Source organism: Paenibacillus sp. PsM32 (genome assembly GCF_030433815.1).
GTDB classification, from domain to species: domain Bacteria; phylum Bacillota; class Bacilli; order Paenibacillales; family Paenibacillaceae; genus Saccharibacillus; species Saccharibacillus kyungheensis.
The window spans coordinates 1-17,379 of the sequence record NZ_JARUWY010000015.1 but is presented as its reverse complement, the minus strand read 5'-3'; the positions used below and the strand labels follow the sequence as shown (position 1 = coordinate 17,379).

Sequence of the window (17,379 nt, the reverse complement as noted above, 5' to 3'; positions counted from 1 at the left end):
TATTAATCCGCAATAGAGTAAATTCTGTTTATCTTTTGTTACAGGAGGGCGTATGCATACTGAAGATCAGTTTATTAAAAAGTATCATTCTTTGAATGAACAAGAAAAATTTGATTTTTTAAAAGGTTTTGATCAGATATTAGATCAAGCATTAGCACATTTCTTTCTTCTTATTGCTACAGATACGAATAACGATGATGATATTCGAATAGAAGCAGTGACCATCCTAGGGTTGTACAAAGGCGATTACGATGATACAGATATCAAAGAAAAGCTTATGACTATTATAAATGCTGATGATACAGAAGATGATAGTCTAATCGTGAATTGTATCAATACCTTGTCATTACTAACAGTAGATGAACAAGAGATCGATTGGGCGGTAACTTTGATCCAAAGTGATAACTATATTTTATTCAAAAGCGCAGCGTTTGCTTTATTAGCTCAACACAAAAATCTTCCTAAAGCGATAGAAGCGCTCAAAAGTTTAGTGAATGATAAAAATTATGGAACATCTGCACAACGAGAATTGGCAGAAATAGAAACATAAAAAAAGATTTAATACTGCCAAAATGTAAAAGAAGTACAGACGTTGGAGGAATAGAATAATGGATAATGCAAGAACAATTATTGAACACAATTTCAGAGGAAGTGAAGGAAGTTTTATTTATGATCTTCATGAACGGAATATTTTTAATATGTCTGCATTTAAAGCTTATGTTGATGCGATCACTCAATTGACTCAGCAGACGCAAGATGACCAAATGATCGAACGTGCTCTTATGGATCAGGTGTTTTTTACATACAGTTATATACTTAAAAGTGTGATCTGGCATCTGGATATGAACGATCATTCGTCGATAGAGAATGTGAGCGATGAACAACTGACTGAAATGATCGAACGTTTGGAAACGGTAGTTAGAAAATTCATCCAAGGAAATGCAAAATAAGAGCCAATCATAGTTGGCTCTTATTTCTATGGTAGCACGTATTATTCAATTTCATGATGAAGCATAGGCAACTTTACCAAGACATACTGCTTTTCTAACATTTCAAACCCTTGTTGTGCCACATCATATGTATTTAAATCTATTACTCGATCCAACTTGATATTGCGTGGCTCGTCTTCTTCGCCTGACCAACATGTATACAGTTCAAAATCTTCTGCATCGCCCCGATATTCTTCCATTAGTTTAAATAATTCACGACAGCATTTCAACGAAGCACGATAAGCATCTAAATCCTCATACTGATCTGGATCAGCTTCAATATTAAAGTCGCCTGATTCGGGAGAGATCATGTATATAAATGGATGGTGAAAATGTTTTTGCAGTACGCCAGCCCAGCGTGGAATTTCTTGAATAAAAATACCCGCGGCATCTTCTTGCGTCTTATACACAATGATATTTCGATCAGCAAATGTAGAAAAGTCCACAATATCTGTTAACGGAACCATACCATCGGCTCGTTGCTTTTCTTGATTGGCAAGATACTCTGGTGAAGTGATCCATTCGCTATACGGAAGGGTGTGAAATATACCTCCTCGCTCCCCTAAGGGAAGCTCATAACTTGATGCAATATAATAGAACCGACTCATTCAATCTTCCTTTCTATATTACGTTTCTTATTTTACTGTTGTAATGTCATTTCTTCTATTTGGTTATTCCATTCGATCGTTAACTTCATCGGCTTGGAAAATGGATCAGAAGTTTTAGGATTAGTCGAAATAGTAGTATTAAAAGGCAAGGAAGGAGCCGAATCTGTCCCACTTACACTTATGGCATCACTGACCAATTTAAATTTGAAATCATTGATTGAATCTTCTTTACCTATGTATTGAATCGTAGTTTGAACCATTTCTGTATTTTCTTGAGGCGGTATTTCAGTAACTTTAATATTCCAGTTTTTTGTGTTTCCAGAGACCTCTTGGTAATTAGAGCAACCGCTTATTAATATAGCTATTACTAAAATGATCATACATAATTTCATATAAATCTCCTTAGTTTGAATTTGCTATGATTGTATATTGTATATTGTATTTTATTTCATGCATCCTAACATTAACCTCACAAATTAACATAGCATACATAGAATCGGCTCCTCCAATCTTCCTTTCTTAGCTATTTATCAACTATACTGTATATATTACCAATAAAAAGGAGTAATACAAAATGATACAAGATGCAATATTTTGGAACTATGTCAAAGATGCTGAGCAAGAATTCAGTGGATGGGATTTCTCGTGGGTTACGGAGAATGGAAGAATGAAAGTACAGCCTTTGTCTTGGAATTTTGAACAGATGATCGTACCGCACATTAAGAAGTCTCAATCGATGTTAGATATGGGTACTGGTGGTGGAGAATTTTTATCAAGTTTGCAACCGTTTCCACCGTCAATTTATGCAACAGAAGCTTATGCTCCTAATGTGCTGATTGCTAGAAATCGCTTAGAACCGTTAGGTGTACAAGTTGTACAGATTGATAACGATGATGATCTACCATTTGCTGATCAACAGTTCGATCTTATTACGAATCAGCATGAAGCGTATAGTCCAAGTGAAGTAAGACATTTGTTACAAAAAGATGGATGGTTGATGACTCAGCAAGTAGGTGGATTGAATGATCAGCAGATTAATCAACATTTACATAAGCCTTTGAATCCAGAATTTATAGATTGGAATCTAGCAACAGCAGTCTCACAACTCGAACAGAATCATTTTGAAATAGTCTACCAAAAAGAAGAATTTCCAAGTGAACGATTTTACGATATTGGAGCATTGTTATATTATCTCAAAGCGATTCCATGGCAAATTCCAAACTTTCAACTTGAAGAACATATGGATGATCTATATGCTATTCATTTATTAATTCAAAAGCAAGGTTACTTTGAAGTAAAACAACATCGCTTTGTGATCCATGCACAGGCTAAATAGCTTAGTGAACGCCAATCTTTTATAATGAAAGAATATCGTTTTTCTTCTACATATGGAAGTTAAGATCTAACTCTATTGAAGTTGAAGGAAATAAGCATGAACAATAATTACGTTTACTAATGTTACTAAACCGCAAAATGGAAAACCAATTGATTTGTTTATTTACAACAATCGTGCTGATAAATTAATTACATCAGGAAACGGTGTTACTCTTTAGTTTTGAAAGGATGATATTAGTGAATAAAAGTTGGAAAAAGAGAAGTATTATTATTGCTACAATATTTGTTTTTGGTTCAGGTTTGTTTTTATATAATAATGCGAGTAAAGAAGCAGAAGCTGCTAATAAAGAACCTTCTGTTGTCGAAGTGAATTTATCTCCTGCATTTATTAAAGATGCTAAAGATAATGTTACGACTATCTACGCAAGTGATTATTATTATAATCTTACTTCTCAGCCAACAAATGATCTGCCAGCCGATCAAATTGCGTATGGTGCTGAAAATGCGAATAGTAATACTGTATTAATTATTGAAAATGATGGAAAAACTTATATTAGAGCTGGAATCGCTCAATACGAATGACATAACTTTAATAAATGTTAACTTGATCTTATATTCAAATGTTTTTATCACATATTGTGATCCATGCACAGGCTAAATAGCTTAGTGAATGCCAATCCTCTATAATGAAAGAGTATCGTCTTTATATGACTCAGTACGGTTAGAATGTGTTAAATAAGATACAACCCGTAATTATAACGCTTCATCCCACTGGAGGAATATCAATGACCAATATTCAAACGATAGGCTTGGCGAAAAGTAAAACAACGCAGTGGCAGACTGTGTTAGAAGATCATTATGAGAAATTTTTAAGTTATGGTCAGAAAGCGGTTAAAGATTTTGATGATGAAGATGTGCATCAAGCCCGGGTCAATTGTCGTAAGCTGATGACCTTGTTGCGTATTTTGAATGCTTCGGATCAAGCTGGATTGATTCCGTTATTGAAAAAATCGCAAAAAGCACTCGGTAAAGTAAGAGACGCTGATGTGATGATTGATGCTTTTAAAGAAAGAAAAGAAGATGCCAAAGCAGATAACCATAAGGAAGAAGCTGATCTGCTCAAAGCTGTGATCAAAGCTCATAAACAAGAACGTAAAGCATATCGCTCCAAGCTTGCCAAAAAGTTACCCAAACTACAAGGCAAAATACTTAAAAAGAAATGGAAAACACTTATAGAAGAACATCTGGAATCGCTGGCAGCTCAAGCCGATGTGAATCGCATTATGCGTGAACTTGAGATCGCTTATGAACAACAGAAGCGTACTTACCGCCAGACCGCCAAAACAGAAGGCATCGATTCAGTCGAAGCTTTACATGAATTGCACCAGTTACGGATCGCTGCCAAAGAGATTCGGTATACTGCTTCTGCTGCTGAATTTGCGCTCAGTTCCAAGTTCCGCGATTCGGAAGAAGTATACAAAAAGATTCAAACCCAATTAGGGCACATCAACGATAAGCGAGTATGGGTAGAGACACTGGAAGATTATAATCCCAAAAAGCTTAAAGTTAACGAAGAAGTCTGGAATGCATTTATAGAGCAATTACAGCAGGAACTCAATGAAGCTGTCCATGAACAACAATCATCATAATAGATGTATTTGTATAAATGAGTGACGATATACCTGTACTGAATCTTTAAGATACCTGTACTTTGTATAACATTAGTTAAAACGTCATTTTGAATAGTATTGCTTTTTGCTGAATAGATTCGGGTATATATAGAAGAAACGTTTTTTATTAAAGGAGCGATAGATATGTCCAAGCGATCATCGAACTGGGTACTTGCTACAGGAGATAAGATTGATCTGAAAAAGATTGATCCTAAAAACACTGGCGAGTACAAATCCAAAGAAGATACCGAAAAAGAAACCAAAGAACTGATGAAACGATTTGAGAAGCTACAAGACAAGCTATTCTCAAGTAAAAAGAAATCGCTTCTGTTTATTTTTCAAGGCATGGATTGCAGCGGGAAAGATGGCGTAATTAATAAAGTCTTTTCTATTTCTCATCCACAAGGTGTGCAGACGCATAGCTTCAAAACACCGACTCGCGAAGAAATGGATCATGATTTCCTCTGGCGTGCTCACAAATTAGTATCAGGCGTTGGCTATATTACAGCGTTCAACCGTTCTTATTATGAAGATGTGTTGATTACACGTGTGCATAAGATGATTTCAGATAAAAAAGCACAACAGCGCTTTAAACAAATACGACACTTTGAAGAAATGTTAGAAGATAATGGCGTTAAAGTGGTCAAAATCTTTTTGCATATTTCTAAAGAGTTCCAATTGGAAAAATTAATTGCACGTATCGAAAATCCGAAAAAGAACTGGAAATTCGATGAAAGTGATCTGTTAGAACGCAAATCGTGGGATACGTATCAAGCGTATTATGAAGACGTATTTGCACATGCAGCAACTAAAGATCATCCTTGGCATATCGTGTCTGCTGATAATCGCTGGTATCGTGATCTAGCAGTGTTACAAATAGTAGTGCGTACATTGGAAGATTTGGATTTATCATATCCTGATCCGAATCCGAAGTTACAAGATCACTTGCCGGACATGTATGCAGAGCGTGAAAAATTATTAAAAGATAAAAAGTAAGCTTATTTATACACTATTTACAGTGGAATAAGCTATTATGATGGTGATCTACAATAAAATGATGGATACAAACTTAATGCTGTGTTATATACTGTTGGATTTTACTAACAGTGATATGACCAGCATTTTTTAATCATACTCCGTTTATTTATAAGCAATCTATCTTATCCAGAAAAGAGGGGAATCCTATGGAACATTCAGATCAAGAGCGACAGATTATCGTAACCGGTGGAGCGATTATTCGAGACGAGCAAAATCGTATATTATGGCAAAAGCGTTCAGATTCTAACGATTGGGGTTTGCCTGGTGGTGGAATGCATGCAGGCGAGACTATTGAAGAAACGATGCTACGCGAGGTAAAAGAAGAGACAGGGTTAGAAGTGATTTCTTCTACATTGTATGCTGTGTATAGTGGAGAACGATTGAAGTATACGTATCCCGGTGGAGACGATGTAGTGTTTGTAATGTTTATTTTCGATGTGGTTGCTGATCTGGAAGGAAAATTAGCTGCGGATGGAAAAACGTTACGATTTGAAGATGATGAATCTGTTAAGCTTGTATTCTATAAGGTAGAAGCAATGAATATAGAGCAGATCAATCCAGCACAACGTCCATTAATTGAAGATTTAATGGCTGCAGATCAGCAGCAGGGCATATTGAGAAATTAATTTTAATACCATAACGAAATCGATAAGCTATGCAAATTCTATAGCATAAGAGAAAAAGCTCTGCCATTTCTACCATACCTATACCAACATAGGAATGAAGAAAGGGACAGAGCTTTTATTTGTTTACATTCTAGATATAGGGAGCATATTTATTACCATTTTAATGTAACAACTGATTTGCCCGGAACAGTGTAGTTAGTAGATTGACCATTCCACTGAACTTTTACTGTTTTAGTAGCTGTTTGAGAATTATACAATACAACTACTTTAGTACCATCTGGATTTTTAAAAGCTACATTTTGAATATCGTTGGATGAATTAGTATCAATACGTGTAGCGCCTGTCACTACAAATTTACTGAAATGTCCTAACAGGTAATATTGTTTGTTATACGTCACTTTATCTTCTGGATTACTGTTGCTGTTATCCGAGTTCTGGATCGTAACCATACCTTTGTTGGTATTGTTATCTCCGATCACACTAGGCCCATCTTTTTGATCTAGCGCAGCATTCCACAAAATAATCGATTTGGACCAGTTACGAGTAATCCCAATAAACTCATTGATCATATTATCGAATCCTTGAGTTGTTCCATCGACTTTATCATTCCAATCGCCAAATCCACCTTCAGTGAACCAGATGTCTTTATCTGGATGTGCATTATGCATTGAAGTCATAGCCGTATAATCGCCACCATAATGATGGAAAGCACTACCAGCTACAGCGCTAGATTTGCCACTATTTTTAAGCCCTGTAATGACTGTATTCGGATAAGACCAGTTATCATAGTTGTGGTCGTAAGTGATCACTTTTGTATTTAGACCCGCATTTTTAATTGCAGGGCTGAGGTAATCACCGATCATGCCAATCTGATCTTGCTCATTCATATTCATACCTGGATAACGTCCTGGCTCAAATAGTGGTTCATTTTGCGGAGTTACCGCATAGATAGGAATACCTTGCGCCTGATAACTTTGAATAAATTTCACAAAATAATTCGCATAGGTTGGATAGTATTGCGCTTGTAATTTACCTGTACCGTTTTTATCATTTGTTGTATATTTCATCCATGCTGGAGCACTCCAGGGAGAAGCGATGATTTTAAGATTAGGATTTTTGGCAAGTGCTTGTTTGGTCATAGGTATGATATAAGGAAGATCACGTGCAATCGAGAATTGGCTGAGCGAAGTATCTCCAGCCGTATCATCGTAAGTATACGTACTCCATGCAAAGTCGCTAGCACCCATCGTCTGACGTAACATGCTCATTCCTATACCTGTATTTCCAAACAGTCGTTCCATTACTTCAGCACGTTTGCCACTGCTTAACTTATAATTCATTAACCATGTCGATGAATCTGTCAAAGAAACACCAAAGCCATCCATCTTCTGATACGTTTTGCCTTCATTTACATTGATCGTATAATCGGCATTTCCTGTACTGCTACTGAAGTTGATATTAGCTTTTTTGGTAAGACGAGCGTTTGGACTGAGCCCTACAGCAGGTTCCGAGTTGGGATCGGCAGTTGTTAACCAGACTTCTACCGATTCATTAGCTGCATACGTCTGTGCAGGTAACGAGATCAATGGTGTAATCATCAACGAGCTTAACAAAACAAGATTAAGGCTTTTTTTGAACATAGACATGAACATATACACCCTCTTCGTATTTTTTTGTAAGCGTTTACTAATATTCGGATTGATATTAGCAAAATAAACCTTTTTTTACAAATGTTTTAGGTCGGTTATGTCACAAATCGTAGAAACGCACAGAGGATGAATAGAATTGCCTATACAATTGAAAATAAAAAAGACGACAAAAAACCTCTTTATGATCAAACGAATAAGAAAGTTCTTATATCGATTGATACAAAAGAGGTTTTTTTGCTAAGCACATATATTGTAGTGATATTCTTTAAAATATCTTTATATATAGCATCCTATCTTAACGAAGATATAGACACTTATTTAGCAGTTAATGCATATTGTGCGCGTTCTGTATTTAATTTAACATGAGTATCGTCTATATGATCGATCCGTAGATCGTGTAGTGCAATTTCATACGTATTTTGTGGCAAAGGCACATTGTCGCCATCTGCATTAGATGTAGAGCCTTCTCCATGTAAGATCAGAGAGCTTTCTACATAATCATCAATAGCATTGTCCTCGCTACGAATATCGACTTCAGTCACTGTGAAATGAACTTCATCTGTATCGTCAAGTTCATGCTTTTCAATAATGATAGTGCGTGTAAGATGATTGTTTAACCAATCTGATAGTGTTTGTACATCTTTTTCGTGTTCCATTATTCATCATCCTTTTGTATTAGAAATAGTATTATGAAGCAAATGAAGTGTTGTATTGCTTTATTTACCCTTTCTCAAGGGGATGGAATCTGGTGATATTTATTTCTGCAAATGCACGAATAGGCAATCAAGTGGGTCTTTTACCATATTTACACATGAAGCAGAATAAGAGATACTTTTTTTAGTCAGTCTTTTTGTAAAAGAATACATTAATGTACAACGTATAAATATAGTATTCACATTATGATTCAACAACCTGATAACAGAGTAAATTAGAGAAAGAGATTACGCTCTGGATAGATAGCTATCCGGGTAGGAGGTTAATCATGAACAATAAGTCTAATCAGGTATTTGATGAAGATATATACACAATGGTTGAGAAACATATCATGTATTGGAATCCTATGAATTTGATTGAATGGTGCTTACCCGATGAATACTCGATTGAAGTCGATCATATTGTCAAAATCCTTCCATATATGAAGTCTGCCGATGAATTAGGGAATCAAGTGTATTGTATTATGCAAAAATATTTCGGAAGTTATTTCAAACGTTCTTCTGAAGAATGTTATCAAATCGCAGATCGAATCTACAAAAATTTAGAACATATAAATAGCTTAAACACGTCTTTTGTCTCTTTTAATTTATACTTTAACTCTTTTCGAGGGATGCGTAGAGATTGAATATAGATTGAAGTAGAAAATAAGAGATCAGCGTAGAAGATAGACACCTATACTGTAGCTTGTTATGATAAACCCAACTGAGAAGTATAGGAGGGCGAATATGAAGCAGACTACAGATACAACAGCAACGAACATAGAACAATCTGAACAATACATTACATCTATTGAAGAATTGAGAGCATTTACTGGTGTTCCTCATGAACATATTGTCAAAAAGACCGTGGCGTCTATTGATCCGCATATTGCATACTACTTATCATTATCTTCGTTATTTTTCTTATCTACCTCAGATCACCAGGGCAGATGTGATGTGTCTCCACGCGGAGATGAACAAGGATTTGTCAAAGTGTTAGACGATCAACGACTTATTTTTCCAGAACGTCATGGTAATCGGCGTGCAGATTCATTGTTAAATATATTGGAGAATCCCAAAGTCGGTATGATCTTTCTAATTCCGGGTATGAATGAAGTATTACGGGTGAACGGTCATGCTCGTATTACCAAAGACAGTGAATTACTGGAACAGATGAATTGGACAGGGAAAACGATGGGACTTGGTATCATCGTAGAAGTAGAAGAGTGTTTTATCCATTGTCCGCGTGCACTCAAAACAGGTAATGCGTGGCAACCAGAAGCATGGGTCAATCCAGAACAACATCCTTCCACCAAAGATATGTTTATCGCTCATTTGAAAATGAATGGCATTGTGTTATAAAAAATATTGAGCAGACTATGCGAAATAGAAGAAGAATAAAATGAGCATCGTTTACTCTTTTTTCGATAAGAAGAGGACAAATAGGTTTACAGCTTACTTATTCTATGGTATTCTTGCGGAAATGAAAACTATGTCTTAATACCTATATTCTCGCGAAGCACGCGGATTATTCCTTTTATCGGGAGTAGTCCGCTTTTTTTGTATTCTTATCTTATTTTAAAAAGAGATGCTAACTAAATAAGTACTTGGAAGAATCCTATTTATCCCATATAATGATGCAAGTGGCACTTGAAGTAGGCGTAAATACCTAGATGTGTAATGCTGTGAAAAAGCTTAGATGTGTAACTGCTGTTGAGTACGTATAAACCATTATCTTACATAATAGAGGAGTATTTTAAAATGAAAAAAATAATCAGTTCGTTATTTGCAGTAGCTACCCTTTCAGTCATGTTAAGCCCGTTGATGCAGACTACCAATGCTACTACATTCAAAGATGTATCATCCTCTCACTGGGCAAAAGCAGCTATCGATGAAGCTGTATCAAAAGGATATTTTAAAGGATATGCAGATGGAACATTCAAGCCCGGTGCTCAAGTAACACGCGCTGAATTTGCTGTTTTGCTAGATCGTGTCTCTTCGAATGAGAAAGCTGAAGGCAAAGGTACTTTTACAGATCTTACAGGCAACTGGAGTGAAAAAGAAGTGAATGAAGCGATAGCGAAAGGATTTTTGACTCCTTCGGATTATCCAAACGGCTTCAAGTCTACCACACCACTTACACGTAAAGAAATGGCAAAATGGATGTCATCCGGTCTCGCAACATCTAGCGCAGATTACAAGCAAGCTCTAAGTGATACAGCAAATACTATTGTACCTGTAGCAGAATATTTCAAAAAAACTATGAATCCAAGCGAATATCCATATGTCTCTCTAATGATGGGCACAGGTCTAATGTCTGGATATGCAGATGGAACTTTCGGAGCTAGCAAAACCACTACACGTGCAGAAGCAGCAGTGATTTTAGTACGATTAGCAAATGTACAAAAGCAATCGGCTGATTCATTTGTAGGCTTGAAAGAGTTAAGAGCGGTAGGGACGACAGGAACGAATATGGAAGTAATTACGCCATTTAGTAGTGGAGTGACTTCTTTTAAAAATGTTCAAGGGAAAAAAATGAAATTCCGTAATGGAGCAGGTTACTCAAGTTTGAATTATTTGATATTTGTAGATAGCCGGGATTGGAACAACAAAAAAGGTATCTATGCACCTGTATTTTTAGGGAAAGAAGATGCAAAGTATAACTATAATAATGTCTATACATTATTTGAAAATCAAACTATTTACCCTACAGCTAATGATTTCGGACTATCTCATTATATGAATAGTAGTCTAAGTAAAATTGCAGTAGGCTCAGCTATACAAAATACTTTACCTAATAAATATGGATATGCAACTTTACCAGTATTTGAGACAAAAGAGGTATTCAAGAAATATATTAATGATAATAATGGCGCAAATTTATGGGTAGCTAATAATATTTTAATATCCAGTCCGGATGCTTCTTATATAACAACAGATGGATCAAGGTTTATTGTGTTAGATAACAAATAATTAAAGGCGGTTAATATGAAACCAGTATTTATATTATTTTTTGTTGTAATTGTATTTTTTTCTGCTCAAAATATAATATATTCGGCAGAAGAAACAAATTATCCAAATAATATTGAATTAGTACCAGAACAACCAGCGAAGCTTCAAACATTAAAGATACCCTTAAAAGGAGCATCTACACCGCTACCTAAAGTTATCTGGACACAAACAGACGATTATAAATGGACTGCTTCGAGAAATGAAGGTATGGACAACTATAAAGTAGAAGGAAAAGGAACCGGAAGAAATGCTCGTCCTGTTCCTACAGAAGTAACAGATAAGATTACTGTTGAAAAATATCCACCAGAGGATATGCATGATACACTTGGACAAGTTTATAATCAGAAGTATATTTCTGATTTAGGTTTCGAAACTATAGATGAAGTTCCAATTAATAGTTATAAGTTAAAAAGTCTAAAGTACAAAAAAGGTGATATTTTTGCAGTTATTTCTACTGAAACTGGTTATGATTATGTTAATAATGAAATTGGAGTATTTGCAAAACGCACAGATGATACAGAAAAACTGTGGGTAGCATACTATACTCCTTTAAATATCAATTACACCGGACATGTCATCGAAAAGAAAGAAATTCAAGTCAAATCGGATGCGACTTTACAGATTGATGATACCGAACAATTAACTGCTGAAGTGCGTACCAAAGCTTACAATGAACAAGAATTTACAGATAACTGGATTGATGTAACGCATCGAGATCAGACGAAATGGGAGTCGTCTGATCCTGCGATTGCAAGTGTGGATCCTGCTACTGGAGAAGTCACCGCCCATGCTACAGGAACAGCGCAGATTACGGCATATTGGACAAAAGATCCGTGGACTCTTAAAGATAGTGCTACTATCACTGTGGGTGCAGCCGAAGAGCCACCGACAACAGGTCCTTCAGCAATATGTACGGTTCCTCAAGCAGGTCAGCAATTAACTGGCAAATACATGGATCCGATGGTATCCGCGATGATCAAAGCTGATCGACGAGGAAGCGAAATGTTCGATGTTGCTCAAGGGATTCCTACTTCGGAAAGTCTATATGGTAATGTATTTGCATTGAATTATCTTTCTCAACACACCTTTACAGAATATACAGGCGAATGTACATATCGAATATCGGTTAAGCGAACGTACAAATTAAAATGGGATCATGGAGAGAAGAAAGATACCAAAAACGTCAATTACTCATTTAATATTCAGCGACCTTATTCATTTTGGAAAATAGATCAATTGGGAGTATACGGAATTAAGCAAGCTACGCTGAATAACTATGTTTTTGCAGATAATAAGATTATTATTTCTCCTAACAACTATGTAACGCCTTCTTATTCAGCGTTAACGACTGGCAATTACTATGCTCCTGAGAACCCTGGTAACCAGAATGGCGGTACCAAAAATATAACGAAAAGCGGCAGTGGTCGTCCTACAATTCCAGATGAAAGCAGTGATATGAAGAAAAAGGCAGAAAATGCTGTAGATGATGTAGAGGTCGAAAATGACTTTTTGAAATTTAATAATGAAGTGATTATGGATAATACACGAACGATCGAAAAAGGACCAACACCTAAAGCAATGCCTGCACCTACTATGATTGGGAAAGATATATTATATAGCCCCAACCATATGATACCCAAAACCAAAACCAATCTAAAAAACGCACCAAGTACCGGAACAATCGAATATGATGTGCTACCCGGTCATATTAAAGGAGGGGATAATCAGACGTTCCCGATCAATGGCATCAATCCGGTCACAGTGCATACACCTGTCGTCAATTATTCATTGGTATCTGATGATCAGAAGCATAATCAGAAAACAGTACCTGATATTTATCGTTCAGCTCTTATTTTGGATCGCCCTTTTTCTGTGCGTATTCCAACCACTGGACAACATACAAATTATCCAGGTTACGGTTATCGCAATTATGCGAAATATGTACGTACCAAGCAGGTTCAATTTCCTTTTGATGTCTATAACAAAGAGCAGACTACATTTATTCCCAAACATACGTGGATCGATGTACCTGTTAATCAATTAGACACGATATTCTTTTTACCTGTCTGGGTGGATGAGGGGAAATATGATGTTTTATTCCGAACGATTGCAGAAAATGCCCCTTCATCTTTTACTGTCCAACACCATGCTAACATCACTCTAGATAACCATGTAGCTGTTGAAAGTATAGCTGTAGAAGTGATAGGGCGGGTGTACGATTTTCATATTACAGATATTGCAGATTATGACTGGCAGATCGTATTTCGTCCATGGCAAAATCTAACTGTACCGCAAGGAACTTCGTATTGGGTAGGAGATAAAGGCATCGATGGAGAACCGCGCGGAAATACAGCGCCTTATGTATTGCCTGTACGTCAGGGGAGTCATCCTTTTTATCGAAATTTAGCTGTTAAAACAGGATATCATTTCAAATTTGATCTCAAAACGAAAGGTAATATGTTCGGCGAAGCAGATGGTATTCGAATTACACCAACATTTCGCTATGTTCCGCGTCAAGGAGGGACTTCTTTTCCTGTAGATCTATATTATTCAACAGATACAGACAATTTGATTCGAATGGGATCACCACAAGATACGGTACAACGCTATACTATTTTGAATGATACAACTCGCCATGTGGCTGAGGAAGAATTAAAAAATACAGCATTATATATGTATGATCTTCTCTTACAAGAGCAAGCCATATCGCCTTCATGCAGCAAAGGTAACAAAGCTCAATCGAGTACAGTTTCTCCTTCATTTTGGACTATCGTCTGGGAACGTGCCGCTTCTTCAATCTGGCAAAACCTAACCGGATTATCTTGGGAAATTGTAGCATCGAAGCGTGATCTATCGTCTTCTACTACGATCACTATTCCGACAAGTGCAGAAGAAGCGATAACGATGTTTGCAGAAAATAGTCGTAAGCGCAAAGTAAATATCGGCAATTTTACACATTTATTATTGACTCAGCCATTACGAACATTGATCGGGCCACAACAGCATTTACCTGAAGGAAACAATACTATGCGTTCTTTAGCAGCTGTACAGAAATGGTATGGAGAATATAGTTTGCCTTCAGATGTATATGTAGTTAAACAAGGAACTGCTTTGCAAGACATGGTAGGTTCCACGAATACCAATCGTCAAACATCGGCTGAAAAAAGTGGAGCACTTAATGAAGAGACTCATCCAGCTAGCAACAGTGCTAAAGGATTAGATGAACATTCATCGGTCTTTTTAAAAGATGGTTATATTATTGTGAATTTTGATATCGAAACGATCCAAAAAGGAGATACCGATCATCCTCATCTTCAATACATTCATGCACCTTTAATGAATCAATGGCAACTTGAAGGATTCCAACAACAGTTCAATGATCCGTGGGGATTTCAATTCCAATTGCAAGATGGAGATGTGATTTTTTATCATGCTAATAAAGGCAGTCGAGATGACTTCCAATCTTCAGTCACACATTAGCAGGTGTTAATTATTTATAAAGTATGACTAGGAATAACTAAGAAATAGAACGAAAGATTATAGAAATAACAAACGACAATGTTCGCTAATTTATGTTTATTATGCTCGAAAAAGATAATTAAAGAATGAAAAATCCTATTTATACGAACTATTATTAAAATAAGTGCTTGACCGTTCGCTTATTTTTCTGTAAGATACCACTGTAGCCTGTTGAGAGTGATATGCGCTACAGTGGTATTTTAATGTATAAATGTTATAAATTTCTTGCTATGTTTAGTAATCATTTTACATTATGAATATTATGGCAAAGTAAAATGTCTTACTTTGTTCGATAACTTGTTCATTATGATTTTAATCTTTAGTTATATCTTATATATTCGTATATCCCCGAAAATAAGGTTTGGGGGTTTCTACAAGGGACCATAAATTCCTGACTACGAATAGTGTGCTTTGGCATATCTATTCAACTGTCAGGATTTTTTGTGCTTTGACCCCATATTATGCATCTTAGGAGGACATTATGAACCATTATGATTGTATTGTTGTAGGCGCCGGACCAGCAGGAATTTTTGCATGTTATGAATTGACTCGTCAAGCACCGGATTGGAAAGTATTGCTGATCGACAAAGGGCATGATATTCATCGCCGTAGTTGTCCAATCATGGAAGAGAAGATTCAATTGTGCCCGCCGCCGGCTGGTAAAAAGGATTATGCTGGTTGTCTACCCGCTTGCTCAGTAACCGCAGGTTTTGGTGGTGCAGGTGCTTATAGCGATGGCAAATTCAATATCACTACTGAATTTGGAGGTTGGTTAACTGATTACCTTTCTCCTTCGAAAGTGATGGAATTGATTCGTTATGTGGATGATATCAATCTAGAACATGGAGCCACTCCTAATATTACTGATCCTACAACAGATACGATTCGTGATATCGAGCAACGTGGATATGCATCCGGTTTGAAATTGCTACGTGCTGAAGTTCGTCATTTGGGCACAGAACAGAACTTAGAGATTTTGAAATCGATCTATAGCTATCTGACTTCACGAATCGATATGGTGTTCAAAGCAGAAGTGGAAGATATTATCACGACCAAGATAGAAGGCAAGCACCAGATTACAGGAATCATGACCAAAAAAGGTGAAACGTATGAAGCTCCTATGGTAATGATTGCGCCCGGACGTGATGGTTCAGCGTGGTTAACTGAAATTTTGAAAAAGCGTCGTCTGAAAATGTACAACAATCAGGTGGATGTAGGTGTACGTGTAGAGACATCTGATGTGGTGATGCGCCAGATCAATGAACATTTATACGAAGGTAAATTTATTTTTAATACATCGGTAGGGACAAGAGTCAGAACATTCTGTAGTAATCCATCCGGTCATGTTGTAGTCGAGAACCATAGTGGTGTTATGGCAGCCAATGGTCACTCTTTCAAGGATCCAGTGCTAGGATCTAGCAATACGAATTTTGCTTTGCTAGTATCACACAAATTTACAGAGCCGTTTGATAAGCCTAATGAATATGCTCGTGAAATTTGTCGTCGTGCTAATGATCTTTCTAGTGGTGGAGTGATTGTACAGAAATACGGTGATATTCTTCGTGGTCGTCGTTCGACAAGAGAACGAATTAATGAAGGATTCTTAGAACCTACACTTAAAGAAGCTGTTCCGGGTGACCTAGGATTGGTATTGCCTTACAACACAATGAAAAGCTTGATCGAAATGGTCGAAGCGCTGGAAGGCGTAACACCAGGGATTGCTTCTGAACATACATTGTTCTATGGTGTAGAAGCGAAGTTCTATTCTGCACGTCCCAAGTTAGATGAAAATCTAGAAACCGAAATTGATGGATTGTATTGCGGTGGAGACGGAGCAGGCGTGACGCGTGGTCTAGCACAAGCAGGTGCAGCAGGAGTATGGATTGCTCGTAATATGGTTACTAAAGCAGGCACAACTACGAAAGTGCCAGCCACTGTTGTATAACATCCCAAGCAAATCGATAATCATAAAAACAACAAAATAAAATATGTAGAAACAAGTAAAGATCAGATCCCCTTGATATGAAGTGGATCTGATCTTTTTGCATGATATCGATTTTGATAGTACATCGCCTCTATGTCGGTTATATCTATGATGTATACATGTATTGTTAGAACTCATCGGTTATATCCATGATGTATACATGTATTGTTAGAACTCATCGGTTATATCTATGATGTATACGTGTATTGTTAGAACTCATCGGTTATATCCATGATGTATACATGTATTGTTAGAAC

16 protein-coding genes and 1 riboswitch are annotated in these 17,379 nt (G+C 36.7%); of the genes, 12 read left to right on the top strand and 4 right to left on the bottom strand.

Translation table 11 applies throughout. The annotated features are described in order from the left end of the window. Window positions 1-52 precede the first annotated feature (52 nt). Window positions 53-550, top strand: coding sequence for a HEAT repeat domain-containing protein (locus QCD85_RS20880; RefSeq protein ID WP_301263769.1), 498 nt, complete (start codon window positions 53-55; stop codon window positions 548-550). A gap of 58 nt (window positions 551-608) precedes the next feature. Then, on the top strand, window positions 609-950 hold the full coding sequence (locus QCD85_RS20875) for an Imm41 family immunity protein (RefSeq protein ID WP_301263768.1): 342 nt from the start codon (window positions 609-611) through the stop codon (window positions 948-950). A gap of 41 nt (window positions 951-991) precedes the next feature. Here the strand turns inward: QCD85_RS20875 and QCD85_RS20870 are convergent, their stop codons facing one another. Beyond that, a complete protein-coding gene (locus QCD85_RS20870) occupies window positions 992-1,597 on the bottom strand; it encodes a hypothetical protein (RefSeq protein WP_301263767.1) in 606 nt (201 codons plus the stop codon). Window positions 1,598-1,629: 32 nt separating this feature from the next. Then, window positions 1,630-1,989 (bottom strand): hypothetical protein, encoded by a 360-nt coding sequence (locus tag QCD85_RS20865; protein WP_301263766.1) that lies wholly within the window; start codon window positions 1,987-1,989, stop codon window positions 1,630-1,632. A 182-nt stretch (window positions 1,990-2,171) separates the two neighbouring features. On the opposite strand from QCD85_RS20865, the gene QCD85_RS20860 reads away from it, so the two are divergent. The 5 genes from QCD85_RS20860 to QCD85_RS20840 all read left to right on the top strand — a co-directional run bounded on the left by QCD85_RS20860 (window position 2,172) and on the right by QCD85_RS20840 (window position 6,266). Further along, on the top strand, window positions 2,172-2,933 hold the full coding sequence (locus QCD85_RS20860) for a methyltransferase domain-containing protein (protein ID WP_301263765.1): 762 nt from the start codon (window positions 2,172-2,174) through the stop codon (window positions 2,931-2,933). Between the two features lie 236 nt (window positions 2,934-3,169). Beyond that, a complete protein-coding gene (locus QCD85_RS20855; protein ID WP_301263764.1) occupies window positions 3,170-3,514 on the top strand; it encodes a hypothetical protein in 345 nt (114 codons plus the stop codon). A 203-nt stretch (window positions 3,515-3,717) separates the two neighbouring features. Then, on the top strand, window positions 3,718-4,581 hold the full coding sequence (locus QCD85_RS20850; protein WP_301263763.1) for a CHAD domain-containing protein: 864 nt from the start codon (window positions 3,718-3,720) through the stop codon (window positions 4,579-4,581). Between the two features lie 165 nt (window positions 4,582-4,746). Next, window positions 4,747-5,598 carry a PPK2 family polyphosphate kinase gene (locus tag QCD85_RS20845; RefSeq protein WP_273615940.1) on the top strand — a complete coding sequence of 284 codons (852 nt, stop codon included), beginning with the start codon at window positions 4,747-4,749 and terminating at the stop codon, window positions 5,596-5,598. A 188-nt stretch (window positions 5,599-5,786) separates the two neighbouring features. Further along, window positions 5,787-6,266, top strand: a complete 480-nt coding sequence (locus QCD85_RS20840) for an NUDIX domain-containing protein (RefSeq protein ID WP_301263762.1) — start codon at window positions 5,787-5,789, stop codon at window positions 6,264-6,266. 152 nt (window positions 6,267-6,418) lie between these two features. On the opposite strand, the gene QCD85_RS20835 is transcribed toward QCD85_RS20840, so the two are convergent. Both QCD85_RS20835 and QCD85_RS20830 read right to left on the bottom strand, forming a co-directional pair. Continuing rightward, entirely contained in the window at window positions 6,419-7,912 is a 1,494-nt protein-coding gene (locus QCD85_RS20835) for a glycoside hydrolase family 30 protein (protein ID WP_301263761.1), read from the bottom strand. A gap of 317 nt (window positions 7,913-8,229) precedes the next feature. Beyond that, complete coding sequence (locus QCD85_RS20830) at window positions 8,230-8,571, bottom strand: hypothetical protein (RefSeq protein WP_204824395.1); 342 nt, start codon at window positions 8,569-8,571, stop codon at window positions 8,230-8,232. 326 nt (window positions 8,572-8,897) lie between these two features. On the opposite strand from QCD85_RS20830, the gene QCD85_RS20825 reads away from it, so the two are divergent. The 5 genes from QCD85_RS20825 to QCD85_RS20805 all read left to right on the top strand — a co-directional run bounded on the left by QCD85_RS20825 (window position 8,898) and on the right by QCD85_RS20805 (window position 17,083). Then, complete coding sequence (locus QCD85_RS20825) at window positions 8,898-9,254, top strand: hypothetical protein (RefSeq protein ID WP_273615942.1); 357 nt, start codon at window positions 8,898-8,900, stop codon at window positions 9,252-9,254. 100 nt (window positions 9,255-9,354) lie between these two features. Then, on the top strand, window positions 9,355-9,969 hold the full coding sequence (locus tag QCD85_RS20820) for an MSMEG_1061 family FMN-dependent PPOX-type flavoprotein (protein ID WP_301263760.1): 615 nt from the start codon (window positions 9,355-9,357) through the stop codon (window positions 9,967-9,969). Between the two features lie 399 nt (window positions 9,970-10,368). Beyond that, entirely contained in the window at window positions 10,369-11,580 is a 1,212-nt protein-coding gene (locus QCD85_RS20815) for an S-layer homology domain-containing protein (protein ID WP_301263759.1), read from the top strand. A gap of 15 nt (window positions 11,581-11,595) precedes the next feature. After that, entirely contained in the window at window positions 11,596-15,099 is a 3,504-nt protein-coding gene (locus QCD85_RS20810) for a DUF5704 domain-containing protein (protein WP_301263758.1), read from the top strand. A gap of 357 nt (window positions 15,100-15,456) precedes the next feature. After that, window positions 15,457-15,556: riboswitch (purine riboswitch) on the top strand. Window positions 15,557-15,619: 63 nt separating this feature from the next. Continuing rightward, window positions 15,620-17,083: an NAD(P)/FAD-dependent oxidoreductase gene (locus tag QCD85_RS20805; RefSeq protein WP_274170188.1), complete on the top strand. Its 1,464-nt coding sequence runs from the start codon at window positions 15,620-15,622 to the stop codon at window positions 17,081-17,083. Window positions 17,084-17,379 lie beyond the last annotated feature (296 nt).

Excerpts from the sequence above, each read along its gene's own strand:
- QCD85_RS20880 (WP_301263769.1), top strand. The coding sequence starts at position 53 with ATGCATACTGAAGATCAGTTTATTAAAAAGTATCATTCTTTGAATGAA.
- QCD85_RS20875 (WP_301263768.1), top strand. The coding sequence starts at position 609 with ATGGATAATGCAAGAACAATTATTGAACACAATTTCAGAGGAAGTGAA.
- QCD85_RS20870 (WP_301263767.1), bottom strand. The coding sequence starts at position 1,597 with ATGAGTCGGTTCTATTATATTGCATCAAGTTATGAGCTTCCCTTAGGG.
- QCD85_RS20865 (WP_301263766.1), bottom strand. The coding sequence starts at position 1,989 with ATGAAATTATGTATGATCATTTTAGTAATAGCTATATTAATAAGCGGT.
- QCD85_RS20860 (WP_301263765.1), top strand. The coding sequence starts at position 2,172 with ATGATACAAGATGCAATATTTTGGAACTATGTCAAAGATGCTGAGCAA.
- QCD85_RS20850 (WP_301263763.1), top strand. The coding sequence starts at position 3,718 with ATGACCAATATTCAAACGATAGGCTTGGCGAAAAGTAAAACAACGCAG.
- QCD85_RS20845 (WP_273615940.1), top strand. The coding sequence starts at position 4,747 with ATGTCCAAGCGATCATCGAACTGGGTACTTGCTACAGGAGATAAGATT.
- QCD85_RS20840 (WP_301263762.1), top strand. The coding sequence starts at position 5,787 with ATGGAACATTCAGATCAAGAGCGACAGATTATCGTAACCGGTGGAGCG.
- QCD85_RS20835 (WP_301263761.1), bottom strand. The coding sequence starts at position 7,912 with ATGTCTATGTTCAAAAAAAGCCTTAATCTTGTTTTGTTAAGCTCGTTG.
- QCD85_RS20830 (WP_204824395.1), bottom strand. The coding sequence starts at position 8,571 with ATGGAACACGAAAAAGATGTACAAACACTATCAGATTGGTTAAACAAT.
- QCD85_RS20825 (WP_273615942.1), top strand. The coding sequence starts at position 8,898 with ATGAACAATAAGTCTAATCAGGTATTTGATGAAGATATATACACAATG.
- QCD85_RS20820 (WP_301263760.1), top strand. The coding sequence starts at position 9,355 with ATGAAGCAGACTACAGATACAACAGCAACGAACATAGAACAATCTGAA.
- QCD85_RS20815 (WP_301263759.1), top strand. The coding sequence starts at position 10,369 with ATGAAAAAAATAATCAGTTCGTTATTTGCAGTAGCTACCCTTTCAGTC.
- QCD85_RS20810 (WP_301263758.1), top strand. The coding sequence starts at position 11,596 with ATGAAACCAGTATTTATATTATTTTTTGTTGTAATTGTATTTTTTTCT.
- QCD85_RS20805 (WP_274170188.1), top strand. The coding sequence starts at position 15,620 with ATGAACCATTATGATTGTATTGTTGTAGGCGCCGGACCAGCAGGAATT.